The sequence below is a fragment of the Dyadobacter soli genome (assembly GCF_900101885.1).
GTDB classification, from domain to species: domain Bacteria; phylum Bacteroidota; class Bacteroidia; order Cytophagales; family Spirosomataceae; genus Dyadobacter; species Dyadobacter soli.
Genome location: NZ_FNAN01000014.1, coordinates 135,379 through 148,446, shown reverse-complemented (window position 1 = coordinate 148,446; position 13,068 = coordinate 135,379). Strand labels below are relative to the sequence as shown.

Annotated in this window: 11 protein-coding genes; 2 read left to right on the top strand and 9 right to left on the bottom strand. The window is 50.6% G+C overall.

What is annotated here, in order from left to right:
- Nucleotides 1–64: 64 nt before the first annotated feature.
- Nucleotides 65–952, top strand: coding sequence for a twin-arginine translocase subunit TatC (tatC, locus tag BLQ88_RS23305; protein ID WP_090154980.1), 888 nt, complete (start codon nt 65–67; stop codon nt 950–952).
- A gap of 15 nt (nt 953–967) precedes the next feature.
- Here the strand turns inward: tatC and BLQ88_RS23300 are convergent, their stop codons facing one another.
- The 5 genes from BLQ88_RS23300 to BLQ88_RS23280 form a co-directional block, all read right to left on the bottom strand.
- Nucleotides 968–2,062, bottom strand: coding sequence for an aminotransferase class I/II-fold pyridoxal phosphate-dependent enzyme (locus tag BLQ88_RS23300; protein WP_090154978.1), 1,095 nt, complete (start codon nt 2,060–2,062; stop codon nt 968–970).
- A gap of 8 nt (nt 2,063–2,070) precedes the next feature.
- Nucleotides 2,071–3,093 carry a dipeptide epimerase gene (locus tag BLQ88_RS23295; RefSeq protein ID WP_090154976.1) on the bottom strand — a complete coding sequence of 341 codons (1,023 nt, stop codon included), beginning with the start codon at nt 3,091–3,093 and terminating at the stop codon, nt 2,071–2,073.
- A 26-nt stretch (nt 3,094–3,119) separates the two neighbouring features.
- Nucleotides 3,120–3,995 carry an NAD kinase gene (locus tag BLQ88_RS23290; protein ID WP_090154974.1) on the bottom strand — a complete coding sequence of 292 codons (876 nt, stop codon included), beginning with the start codon at nt 3,993–3,995 and terminating at the stop codon, nt 3,120–3,122.
- A 105-nt stretch (nt 3,996–4,100) separates the two neighbouring features.
- Nucleotides 4,101–4,772 carry a CBS domain-containing protein gene (locus tag BLQ88_RS23285; protein ID WP_090154972.1) on the bottom strand — a complete coding sequence of 224 codons (672 nt, stop codon included), beginning with the start codon at nt 4,770–4,772 and terminating at the stop codon, nt 4,101–4,103.
- An 89-nt stretch (nt 4,773–4,861) separates the two neighbouring features.
- Nucleotides 4,862–5,635 (bottom strand): alpha/beta fold hydrolase, encoded by a 774-nt coding sequence (locus tag BLQ88_RS23280; RefSeq protein WP_090154970.1) that lies wholly within the window; start codon nt 5,633–5,635, stop codon nt 4,862–4,864.
- A 367-nt stretch (nt 5,636–6,002) separates the two neighbouring features.
- Between BLQ88_RS23280 and BLQ88_RS23275 the strand changes: the two genes are divergently transcribed.
- Nucleotides 6,003–6,914 carry an alpha/beta hydrolase gene (locus BLQ88_RS23275; RefSeq protein ID WP_090154968.1) on the top strand — a complete coding sequence of 304 codons (912 nt, stop codon included), beginning with the start codon at nt 6,003–6,005 and terminating at the stop codon, nt 6,912–6,914.
- Between the two features lie 33 nt (nt 6,915–6,947).
- Here BLQ88_RS23275 and BLQ88_RS23270 read toward each other — a convergent pair whose 3' ends face one another.
- The 4 genes from BLQ88_RS23270 to nuoL all read right to left on the bottom strand — a co-directional run bounded on the left by BLQ88_RS23270 (nt 6,948) and on the right by nuoL (nt 13,048).
- Nucleotides 6,948–8,108 (bottom strand): polysaccharide biosynthesis protein, encoded by a 1,161-nt coding sequence (locus BLQ88_RS23270; RefSeq protein WP_090154966.1) that lies wholly within the window; start codon nt 8,106–8,108, stop codon nt 6,948–6,950.
- A 113-nt stretch (nt 8,109–8,221) separates the two neighbouring features.
- Nucleotides 8,222–9,616, bottom strand: coding sequence for an NADH-quinone oxidoreductase subunit N (locus tag BLQ88_RS23265; protein WP_090154964.1), 1,395 nt, complete (start codon nt 9,614–9,616; stop codon nt 8,222–8,224).
- A 9-nt stretch (nt 9,617–9,625) separates the two neighbouring features.
- The gene (locus BLQ88_RS23260) at nt 9,626–11,074 is read right to left on the bottom strand and encodes a complex I subunit 4 family protein (protein ID WP_090154962.1); all 1,449 of its coding nucleotides are present in this window, start codon (nt 11,072–11,074) and stop codon (nt 9,626–9,628) included.
- Between the two features lie 54 nt (nt 11,075–11,128).
- On the bottom strand, nt 11,129–13,048 hold the full coding sequence (gene nuoL, locus BLQ88_RS23255; protein WP_090154960.1) for an NADH-quinone oxidoreductase subunit L: 1,920 nt from the start codon (nt 13,046–13,048) through the stop codon (nt 11,129–11,131).
- Between the last annotated feature and the right edge of the window lie 20 nt (nt 13,049–13,068).

Below are 13,068 nucleotides of genomic sequence, written 5' to 3'. Positions count from 1 at the left end.
GTAAACAGGACTGATCCTGTTTTTCAGTTTCCACGTAGATTGAGTTCTAGTAATAATTTAAAATATGTCCCTGGATCAGGATTTTGACAGAGAGCAGGATGATGAAGATGGCGATGGCAAGGAGATGTCGTTCATTTCGCATCTCGAAGAACTAAGATGGCACGTAATCCGCGCCGGTGCTTCGATTCTCGTATTTGCGATTCTTGCCTTCATTTATATTCAAGAAATATACCATTATGTGATCATAGCGCCGTCACAGCCTGATTTCTGGACTTACAAAATGCTTTGCAAGCTGTCGGAAATCACCGGTTATGACGACCTGTGCGTGAAGACACTCAACTTCAAATTGCAGGTGATCGGGATGGGCGATGCTTTTACGATGAGTATGACGTCGTCGGTGATCGCGGGGCTCGTTTTCGCATTCCCTTATGCATTCTGGGAAATCTGGCGGTTTATTCAGCCGGGTTTGAAACCTTCGGAAAGGCGGTCGGCGCGTGGTGCGGTGTTTTATGTGACATTCCTGTTCTTTTCCGGCGTGCTTTTCGGCTATTACGTGGTATCGCCGCTGGCTATCAACTTCCTTGCAAACTACACGCTCGATCCGACGATTATCAACGAATTCAGCCTTGCATCCTACATTTCACTCGTATCGACGCTCACGCTGGCCTGCGGTGTGGCATTCCAGTTACCGATCGTAGTGTTTGTGTTATCTAAAATCGGGGTGCTTACGCCGTCGTTCATGCGCGAATACCGCAAGCATTCGATGATCGTGATCCTGATCGTGGCTGCGGTTATCACACCTTCGCCGGACATTTACAGCCAGGTACTCGTGGCGATCCCACTATTCCTGTTGTATGAATTGAGTATCATGGTTTCGGCCAAAGTAGAGCGCGAAAAGCTGGAAGAGGAAAAACGCCTCGCTAAACTGGGCGGAACCACTACCGAAGATTAATTGGATTAGGAAATATTAAGCATTAAACCGCTTACAGACCTCGGCCAACCGGTCGAGGTCTTCTTTTTGGTGCAAACTGCTGATCGCAATGCGCGTGACTGGTGCATCGGCGGGCGAAGGGTAGGGGAAGCAGGAGGCCATAATGCCGTTTTGCAGCAGATGGTCGAATAGTGCGGCATTGGTTGAGCAGAACACGGGATAGTCGGAGACGGTTTCAAATAGCGCATTACCTTCCATTTTTGCATTGAAATAGGCAATGTTATCCATCAGTACCACGCGGGCAGCAGCATATTTGTTTTGTTCCAAAAGCATTTTCAGCGCATACGCATACGCAGGGGCCGGCGGGGACGCGCCTGCGAACCACGGCGATTTCCGCACCGTTTCCACAACCGTTTTCGAACCCCAGATTGCGCCGGCCGGAATGCCTAATGCTTTGTTCAGGGAGGAAACAAAAATGGTTTTGGTTAAAAGTTTGGGATCGATTTGTTCCGCGACGCCGTTTCCGCTGGAACCCGTTACGCCCAGCGAATGCGACTCGTCGATGATGAGCCACAAATTTGCCGGTTTTTGAACGCCATTCAAAAGCGTAAAATCAAATGCCTTCACCATCGGCGAACCAACGGCATCCATGCAAAGAATATGTGCAACGTCCGAGTCCGTCGCATTGATTTTTCGAACTGTTTGTGATGCCCATTCGCTCCATTCACCTTCGTTTCGCTGAAATACATGGCCCCATAATGCGGGGTGCACGCCGGGGGCGTAGTGGTAGAAGATTCGCGCGATCGTGGGCTGTTGCTGAACAATGTTTTCAATCTCCTTCATCACCAGCTGCCCCGCCCACATTCCAGAAGAAACAATGATAGCAGCCTCATTTTGCAGATAATCAGCCAAATGTGATTCGGTTTCATCATAAATGTCGAGCCTCAGACTATTGTTCCTGGAACTTCCATAGTGATTTCCGAAAGTTTCCGTAGCTGAATTTACATATCTACGAAGGTCTTCGTTGTGGCCCATTCCGAGGTAATCCGTACCGGTGAACCATAGAAATTCCTGCCCATCGATGGTTACGACGGTCCGGCCGGGGAGTTTGCTGGTGTGATAAATCTTCACGGCAGCGGTTACAGGAATTCAGGTTTCAATGCGGCACCGGTACCATTGCCGTTGGCGTAAATCACTTTGCCAAAATCGAAAGTGACTCCGGTCGCGGGGTCATTGCGGATCAGTAAGGAGCCGTCCATATCGACGTAATCGAGTATCGGAAGCAAATGCGCAATGGCCGAAATGCCCACGCTGGTTTCGGTCATGCAGCCTACCATCGTTTTCATACCCAGGGAACGGGCCTCAGCGATCATTCGAAGGGCAGCGGTAGGCCCGCCGCATTTGGTCAGTTTTACATTAATACCATGAAAAAGACCGTGACATAGCTCGACGTCTTCCTCTATGATGCAGCTTTCATCGGCAATAACAGGCAATGCGCTTCCAATAAAAACCCTTCTCATTCCCTCGATATCATCCGCGGGAAGTGGTTGCTCGATGAATTCTACGCCTAAGGCGGCGAGTTTCGGTGCTATTTCAATGGTCTTTTCGGCCGTCCAGCCGCAATTGGCATCGACGCGGAAGATGGCGTCGGTGTTTTTTCTCAGTTCCTGTACAATGCGCAGGTCTTCGTTGGTACCGAGTTTGATTTTGTAGATCGGCCAGGGAAGCTCTTTCATTTTCTCCACCATCTTTTCCACGGTATCAATGCCGATGGTAAAGTTGGTCATAGGGATATTTTCAGGCGACAAACCCCAGCTTTCGTACAGTTTCTGGCCCTTCTTTTTGGCAAAATAATCCTGTGCAGCCTCGTCCAGGGCACACTGTGCAAAGGAATTGTCTTTCAGAAGCGGGTGTACCATCGCCCATAATTCTTCCGCCGACGCAAATTTTCCTTTTTCAACGATTTCCTTAACTACATCCAGCGTCGCGATCATATTACCGATCGTAATGCCGTAATAAGGATTAGCAGTTGCCTCTCCAAAGCCGGAATGCACGCCGTCATTGAGCTGCACGATGAGCGTTTGCTGCACATCGCGCGAGTCGTGGGCGATGGTGAAGGTATGTTTTAATTGAAGGTCGAAAGTGTGGTAGGTAAGGTGCATAGTGTCAGAAATTGGATTTCGGGAACCTAGTTGCGCATATCAAGCCCCCATGATAGTTTGCTTCGCAATGTATTCAAAAAACTGTCGTCTTTCATTTTGATCAGTCGCGCCACGAAACCGGCCTTGCGCACGAGCAGCTGCGTGTTCTCGTCCACAATGCGCGAGCGAGCGTCGAGGGAGACGAGAAAGTTGCTGCTGCGGCTTTTCACTTCCAGGCGGATCACGGCGGTATCTTCCACCACCAGCGGACGCACGTTGAGGTTATGCGGGCTGATGGGCGTGACGATGAAATTCTGCGAATGCGGCACGAGTACCGGCCCGCCGCAGCTTAAAGAATAGCCCGTGGAGCCTGTTGGCGTCGAAACGATAAGTCCATCCGCCCAATAGGAGTTCAGGAACTCGTCGTTCAGGTAGGTATGTACGGTGATCATTGACGACGTATCGGTTTTGGTGATGGTAAAATCATTCAAACCGAAGTTGAGGCCGTCGAACAGATCGATATTGGATTCCACTTCCACAAGCGTGCGTTCGTCGATACGAAACTGGCTGTTTTCGAGTGCGGCGATCATGTCCGTAATGCGCTCTGGCGATACCGTCGCCAGGAAACCCAAACGGCCCACATTGATCCCGATCGCTGGGATTTGGCGTTTGCCCACATGCGAAATCGTTTCCAGCAAGGTACCGTCACCACCCATGCTTACCACCAGGCGCGCGTCGCACAGCTCTTCCGGCTTTTCATACACCTGTTCGGAATAATGCGAAATACCGGCCTGATCCAGGAAAGTCCGGAACGACTGGGAAAGCTGAACCTCAACTTTTCGACGCGACAGTTCATCGAACATATTTTCAATGAACGGTCTTGCGGACTCATTAAAGTTGCGTCCGTGAATGGCGATTTTCATGAAGAAAAAATAAAACGTGTGGTTTCAGCCGAAAGATACACGACAAATGGTGCGATTCAAAAGCCGTAGGAACATTTGAAGGTGTTGGGCACCATGCGGCGTGTGCTAGGTGGCCAGATAGCGCAGAAGCATATCGAGGCGTTCCTGGTCGAGGCTTTCGATCGGATCGTTGGCGTGCGCCTCTTCGATTTCGTACCCGAAGCGTTCGAGCGTGGCGATGATGGGGGTAATATGCGTCCGGTTCAGTTTCAGCGTCAACCGGGCCTCATTGGTAGGATTGTAAACTTCTCCCGAAGAATAATAGCTGCTTAGGATCTTGACATCGTTGGATTCGATCAACCGGCTGATTTCGGAAAGCGAGTAGCTTCTTTCGGCGATTTTAAGGACAATCACCGCGCCTTTTTCCTGGACGCCGAGCTCGTTTACAAACTGCTCGACGAGTTCGCTCACCAGAATGCTGCCGGCAAATGTCCGGTCCTCATGAAGCACAGGAATGATCAACAGGCCGAACTGGTTTACCAAACGGAGTAGCTCGTAAGGATGCTGATCTTCGGTCGCGAAAATGTCCTTATGTTGAATGATTACCTTCGAAAGCTGCTCGGAGATGTCGGTGATGTCGAAGAGAATGTCCTCCGAAACAATGCCCTGATAAATGCCCGAATCGGCGATAACCAACTGCTTCACGCCAAACTCATCCATCCAATCCAAAGCCGTACCCACCGAATCGTTCGGTTTCAGTACAGGGATCATTGGATTTATCAGCGTGGCGGCGAGCATGGGTCAGAAGGTCATTTTTCGAAGCTATAAAAAAACTATATATAGGTCAACTATTGTAACAAAAGAAATTTCCCGGGAATTCCCGCGCTTTACGCCATCGGCACCGACACATCTTTTTCCAGGAAGCTTTCGAGGATCACATTGAACTCGTCGGGGCGCTCCATCATCGGTGCGTGGCAGCATTTATCGATAAAATACAATTCCGAATTGGCAATGAGGCGATTGAACTCATACCCTACGTGCGGCGGGGTAATGGTATCGTTGAGGCCCCACACCAGCAAGGTCGGAACGGTGATCTGGCTCAGATCTTTCGCAAGATTGTGCCGCTGCGCCGATTTAGCAATCCCTACAATGCTCATACACTTCGGAATGCTCGATGTAGTTTCAAAAACTTCATCAACGAGATCTTTCGTAGCTACTTCCGGATCGTAGAAAGTGTAAGCTACGCGCTCCTTGATATAATCATAACTTCCACGTTTCGGGAAAGAGCCGCCCATTGAATTTTCGAACAACCCTGAGCTGCCCGTAAGCACCAGGCGCTGAACGTTCTCCTGATTTTTCAACGTGTAGAGCAAACCGATGTGGCCTCCCAGCGAATTGCCGATCGCCGTAACGTTGGTAAGGTTTTTAAACGAAACAAAGTCTTCCAGAAAAGTGAGCAATGCTTCCAGACCGGCTTCACGCGGGGGAAGCGAGTAAATCGGAAGCAATGGGATAATGACCCGGTATCGGTCTGAAAAATGGTCGATAATACCGTCCCAATTACTCAATGCACCGAAAAGGCCATGCAAAAGCAGTAATGTTTCGCCCTTTCCCTCGTCGATAAACTGAAACCTGTCTTCTGCATGTACTGTATATTTCATTCTTTTGCGGATTTAAGACGATTTATAACTTATCAAAGAAACTAGTGCATGATTAGGATACTCTACAAAACTAGTTATTTTTTTGATTGTTCAATGGGGCAAAGTAACAAACGCGTTTCGAATTTCTTGTAAATATTATATTAATATTAAAAGAATTAGTCGAATAACACAGAATGGTGCAATTCTGTTCGTTTACTTCCAGAGTTCTTGCGCACGTATCACGCAGGTATATTTTATCGAACTATGTCTTAACCCATTGTTTGCCGGGTACTGGCCACAACGGAGGGTTGTGTGTGACCGGGCGGTTAAACAGTGTAACCGAAATTTAGCCAGAAATTATTCTTAATAGGAATTAGAAAAAAATTAAATGATCAAAATATCCTGCCTCCTGGCCGCGATCGGCCTTGTTCAGCTCCTCTCGACGCCGCTTCTGGCGCAGACCGAAATAGAACTTTACCCGGGCCGCATCCCGAACGCGATTGAAGCGGAAAACCAGGAAACGAGCGAAAAAGGCTCCGTCAGGAATGTTTCTAAACCCACATTGACTGCATTCCTGCCGCCGGCGGGTACCGCGAATGGCGCGGCGGTGATCGTCTGCCCGGGCGGAGGATATGGCGGGCTGGTGATCGAGCGGGAAGGTTACAGGGTTGCGAAGGAGTTGAATAAGTCCGGGATTGCTGCATTTGTGCTGAAATACCGCCTGCCCAGCGACCGCATCATGAAAGACAAGGCCATCGGGCCGTTGCAGGATGCTCAGCAAGCCATCAAAACAGTCCGCGAGAGGGCAAAAGAATGGCAGATCGATCCGGCGAAGATCGGTATCATGGGCTTTTCCGCGGGCGGCCACCTCGCTTCCACAGCGGGCACGCATTATGACAGTACTTTTATCGATAATCCACAAAAGACCAGTCTTCGTCCTGATTTCATGATCCTGGTTTACCCGGTGATCAGTTTTGAAGGGAAAATAGGGCATAAGGGCTCGTCGGCCAACCTGCTCGGCGCTTCGCCTTCCACGGAGCGCGTGAACTATTTCTCGAACGACTTGCAGGTAACGGCCGCTACGCCGCCCGCATACCTCACGCACGCGGGCGACGACACGGTAGTGCCGGTGTCGAACAGCATCCGATTTTACGAAGCATTGAATGCAAAAGGCGTCGCCGCCGACATGCACATTTACTCCCAGGGACTGCATGGCTACCCCAAAACGCCATCGTTCGACGAGTGGTTTGGCCGCTGCCTGCATTGGATGCGTACAAGCGGCTTCATTCCAGGAAACTAATCACAAACCCGTACCAACATCGGCGGTCAGCGGTCAGCCGTCGGCGGTCAAAAAGTGCTCACCCACAATCGGCATATCCAATTGCTCAAAGGGCGAATTGGCGCTTATGTATTCCGGGATCGCGGTTTTGAGAACGTTAACCATTTGCACCGGCTGGCCCGAATCGAGCGCTTTTTGCAATGCGGCCATCGCGTACCGCATACATTGTGCTCCCGGAGCAGAAAAGCGGGCCGTTTTCAGTTGCCCGAATGCGGTTGTTTGCATTCCCTCACCATCCAGGTCTTCCGTCAGTTTTTCGCCAGGCCGTAATCCGGTGAAACGGATCTGAATATCCTTTCCCGGCACCAATCCCGCAAGCCGGATCATTTTCCGTGCGACATCGGCGATCCGGACGGGTTTACCCATATCGAACGACAGGATTTCGCCACCGTTGCTCGCCGCCGCAGCTTGCAGTACCAGCTGGCATGCTTCGGTGACCGTCATCAGGTACCGCTGTGCCAGCGGATGCGTAACCGTCACGGGACCTCCTTCACGGATTTGCTGTGCGAAGCGGAGCAGGAACGAGCCGGCCGAGCCCAATACATTTCCAAACCGGGTGATGATGAATTGCGTCTGACCGGGATATTCGTGGCTCAGGTATTGGAGATACAGTTCGGCGAAGCGTTTGGTGGCGCCCATTACGCTGGCGGGTCGGATTGCCTTGTCGGTGGAAATGTAAATGAATTTCCGCGCGCGGTAGGAAACGGCCAGGTCGGCCAGGATTTCGGTGCCGAGTATGTTGGCCCTGATCGCTTCGTAGGGGTGATGCTCCATAAACGGCACGTGCTTGTAGGCCGCGGCGTGGAAAACGACGTGAATCGCTGTCCGGGAAAACAGTCCGGCCATGCGTAATGCGTCGGTAATGCTTGCTACCTGGCTGCAAATCTCGATTAGCGGATATTGTTGCCGAAGCAGGTGGTCGAGCTCGTACAATGCTGTTTCCGCCTGGTCCACCAAAATCACTTTCGCAGGTGCGCAGGCGCATACCTGCAAGGCCAGTTCGCTGCCGATGGTGCCGGCTGCACCTGTGATGAGGATGTTACGGCGACGGATTTCGTGCGCGGCGTTTTGAAGGTCCAGTTCAATGGGCTCGCGGTTCAGCAGGTCTTCCGGCTTGAATGTGAACGGGGGACAAGTGTGTTGAAGTGATTGCATTTGGATATCGTTTTAAATAATTGATATCCTTGATACGCTTGTTTGGAAAATTGGTAACAAAAAAAGAGCCGTAGGTTATACAGCTCTTTTCAAAAGGTATTATTTGAATGATTTCAGATCAGTTTTTCGAAGATACCCGGCGCCAGACCAAACAGGATCGTGAGAAATGTAGCCAGTACCAGGATAATCTGGTAGAAAGGCGCGACGCGGATCCGTACCGTGTCCCCTTCTTTGAAATACGAAGAAATGATCACCCGGAAATAGTAGTAGATACCGACTGTCGACATCAGAACGGCAATCACGGCAATCCACATGATACCACGCTCTGCGGCGCTGGTGAAGATGAAGAATTTACCCCAGAAACCAGCCGTCAACGGAATACCTGCCAGTGAAAGCATGGATACCGTCAGAACGAACGCGAGCAAAGGGTTTTGTTTAGCCAAACCATTGAATGCCTCGTAGCGCTCGTTCGGCTGTCCTTCGATCGTTTTTTCCTTCGCAACGAGCATCAGCACACCAAATGCGGCGATGGTCGATAACGAGTATGCAAGTGAGTAAAAGATAATGGCGTTTTGAGTAGGCTTGGTCAGGGCCGTGAGCGCGATCAGCAGGTAACCCGCGTGCGAGATACCCGAGTAGGCCAGCATTCTTTTAAAGCTGTTCTGGCTGGTAGCGCCGATGTTGCCCACGAGCAATGTCAGTACCGCGATGACCGCAATCACGATCCACCAGAAATTGTAGATAGCGAATGAATGGTTCAGCAAACGGAACAATGCGGCAAATCCGGCAGTTTTAACGATCGTCGACATGAACGTCGTGAAAATGGTAGGCGCGCCTTCGTACACATCCGGCGTCCAGAAGTGGAACGGGGCGGCTGATACTTTGAAAAGCATACCGATTAGCAATAGCAGCAAACCCGCGTAGAAAATGTAGGATTGCGATGCGGGATTCATATTCGATGCGAACCCCTGGATAGCTGTAAGCTGGAAAGAGCCGGTTGCGCCGTAAATCAACGTCATTCCAAAAAGCAGGAAACCCGTCGCGAATGCGCCCATGAGGAAGTATTTCAATGCAGCCTCGTTTGAGCGCAGGTTACGCTTGTTGCTACCCGTGAGCACGTACATGGCTACTGAAAGGATTTCGACGCCGATGAAGAGCATGATCAGGTGATCGAAGCCGATCATCATAATGGCCCCTACGAGGGAGAAAAGCATTAATCCGTAATATTCAGCGGGCTCGGAATCTGCATTGTCCTGGAAACCTCCCGAGATCGCTGCGATCATGAATGCCGAAATCAGCACGATCCCGTTGAATGCAAGCGTGAGGTTATCGACGCGCAGCATATCGTAGAAGTACAGTAACGGCCCTTTGCCCCATTCGATGAAGTTGCTTCCCAGCGCGATAGCCAGGAAAAGCAGGGTAGATGGCAGGAGGATGTTCTTGGATTTCGAGAAGCCCAGAAAAAGCGTTACTACTCCAAAAACCGACAACAATATAATGGGATACATATTCTTAACTTAGTTATTGACCAGTTGCAACAATTGGGTTACAGCAGGCTCAGTTATTTTCAGGAATGTGCTTGGGTAAATACCGATCCAGAATACCATCACGATCAGCGGCAGCAATACAGCCCGCTCACTGGCAGTAAGGTCCTGGAAGCCTTCCACCCATTTGGATTTCGGCCCGAACATGGATTTCTGGAACAAACGGAGCATGTACACCGAACCGAGAATGATCGTCAGACCAGCTACGGCACCGAGCCAGCCTTTGTATTGGAATACACTCGAAAGCAACAGGAATTCACCCACAAAACCGTTGGTAAGCGGCAATGCCACGCTACCGAGCAGCAATATCATGAAGTACACGCTCAAATGCGGCGTGCTTTGGGTAATCCCGCCGAGCTGGTCGAGGTAACGGGTTTTGGTTCTCGAATAAATGATGTCGACGATGAAGAACAGGCCGATCACGTTGATACCGTGCGCCAGCATCTGGATCAGCGCGCCTTGCAAGCCATTCAATGAAGAAGAGAATACACCGGCGGCCATGAGTCCCACGTGTGCGAATGACGAATACGCGATGAGCGTTTTCATGTCGCTCTGCTGGATGGCGATGATGGAACCGTAGATGATACCGATCACCGAAAGGATCATCGCCAGGAAACCCCATTGCTCCATGCCCAGCGGCACGATCGGCAGCAGCAGGCGGATCAGACCGTAAACCCCCATTTTAAGCATAATACCCGATAACAGCATCGTAGCCGCGGTAGGCGACTCGGTGTAAGTATCCGGCTGCCAGGTGTGGAAGGGGAAAAGCGGCATTTTAATGGCAAATGCAATGAAGAATGCCCAGAACACGTAACCCTGTGCTGCGGGGCTCAGTTGCAGTTGGTAGAATGCTGAAATCTCGGAAGTATGCGCGCCCGGAGTTTGGTAATAGAGGTAAACCAGCGCCACGAACATGAACAAGCTTCCGAAGATCGTGTAAATGAAGAATTTAAATGTAACCTTAATCCGGTTCTCTCCGCCCCATATCGCCGCCAGGAAGTAAACGGGGATCAAAGCGGCTTCGAAAAACAGGTAGAAAAGGAATGCGTCGGTAGCTGTGAAAACACCGATCAGCGCCGCTTCCATAAAAAGGATCAGCGAATAGAATGCCGTCGGGTTTTTGTACTCGTTTTTAAATGCTGAAAGGATGATCAGCGGCGTCAGGAACGTGGTGAGCAAAACGAGCAGCATGCTGATACCGTCGATACCGGCGGCAAAAGAAATGCCTCCGGATGTGAGCCAGGCGTATTTGAACCCGAATTGGGAACCAGCCGCGGGGTCGAATTGCAGCCAGGTGAAAATAGCGAGGCCTAATCCGGCCAAACCGCCCACCAGTGCGAGCTGCTTCGCCATGCGTTCGCCGGCCAGGAGGGTGATGACGCCTGCCGCTATGGGTAAAAGTATTAAAAGAAGAGTAAGCATATTTTCAAGTCGACGGTCCGAAACTACTATGGAACGGATTTATGGATGATCGGATCAGAGTAACAGCTTCCAGAATAATATGACCACAATGCCGATCACCATTGCGAATACGTATTCGCCGGTGGAGCCGGTTTGTGTTTTTCTCAACAATTTGGCGCCCAGGCTCACGAGTTTTACAAATGCATCGATGATGAGGTCGATAAAGATCTCGCCGAAGCTGTAAAGGACATTGGAAAGCGTTTTGATCGGTTTCACAAATACCGCGTCGTACAGTTCGTCGACATAGTACTTGTTGTAAACCGCACGCTGCAAGCCTGATTTTTCTTCCGAATCGGGTGCAGGTACCGCGCTTTTTTGTACATACATTACATAAGCTGCAATGGCGGAGATCAATGCTGCCGCAACTGAAACGGCCATCAGCATGTATTCTTCCGAATGCGAAAGGGAAGTATGTTCAAATGCGGCCGGGTTTGCGGTTTTGGCGAGATCGTAAAGCGGGTTCATAAACTGCGCCAGCTGGTGCGAACCGTGCAATGCTTCGGGAACGCCGATGAAACCACCGACAGCCGACAGAATGGCAAGGATGATCAATGGTACCGTCATCGAAGCAGGCGATTCATGCAAATGGTGCTCCTGCTCGTGTGTACCGCGGAATGTCCCAAAGAATGTCAGGAACAGCAGGCGGAACATATAGAAGGAAGTCATTACCGAACCGAGTACACCGATTACCCACAGGATTTTGTTGTGTTCAAAAACATGCGCAAGGATTTCATCTTTCGAGAAGAAACCTGCAAATGGCGGGATACCTGAAATAGCGATAGTCGCGATCAGGAAGGTAAGGAAGGTAACAGGCAATTTTTTTCTTAAACCACCCATCGAGCGGATATCCTGTTCGTCGGACATCGCGTGGATCACGCTACCGGCACCGAGGAAAAGCAATGCTTTGAAGAATGCGTGGGTAATAACGTGGAACATCGATGCCGAATAGGCCATCGCGCCCAGGCCCATGAACATATAGCCCAGCTGACTCACAGTAGAGTAGGCCAGTACTTTCTTGATATCGTTCTGCAAAAGGCCGATCGATGCGGCGAACAATGCGGTAGCACCACCGATAATGCCGACGATTTCGAGCGTCGAAGGCGCCAAAGAATAGAGCACGTTGGAGCGGATCACCATGTAGATACCCGCGGTAACCATCGTAGCCGCGTGAATGAGCGCGGATACAGGGGTAGGACCTGCCATCGCATCGGGTAGCCACGTGTACAATGGAATCTGGGCCGATTTACCCATTGCACCTACAAAGAGGAACAAGGTAATGGTAATGATCACCGGATCGCCCACCTGAAAACCGGCAGCGGCTTTGGCAAACACTTCCGAATATTCTACCGAACCGAATGTGGCGATGATCGTGAAGATACCCAGGAGGAATCCAAGGTCACCCACGCGGTTCATAATGAATGCCTTACGGGCTGCATTGTTGTAGTTGGTGTTCTTGTTCCAGAAACCGATGAGCAGGTAAGAGCACAGCCCTACGCCTTCCCAGCCGATGAACATGATCACGTAGTTCGAACCGAGCACCAGCAGGAGCATGAAAAACAAAAACAGGTTCAGGTAAGCGAAAAATTTACCAAAACCCGGATCGTGGTGCATGTAGCCGATCGAATAAATGTGGATCAGCGAGCCTACGCCGGTGATGATCATCAGCATTAACAACGATAGCTGATCAACCTGGAAGGAGAACGGGATGTTGAGGTCGCCGACGGTGATCCAGTCGAAAAGCGGTACGATGAACGGCTGGCTGCCGGATGCTACGAATGCGTTGAAAGTCATGACCGACAATACGAAACTGGCAACGACCGCCAAAGTTCCGATAATGCCGACTGCGCCTTTGGGAATATTGGGGAATCCTATTCCGTTGATCAGGAAGCCGGCAAGCGGCAGCAGCGGAATCAGGATGAGTAATGATGCAGACATGTCTATTTTTTAATCTTTAA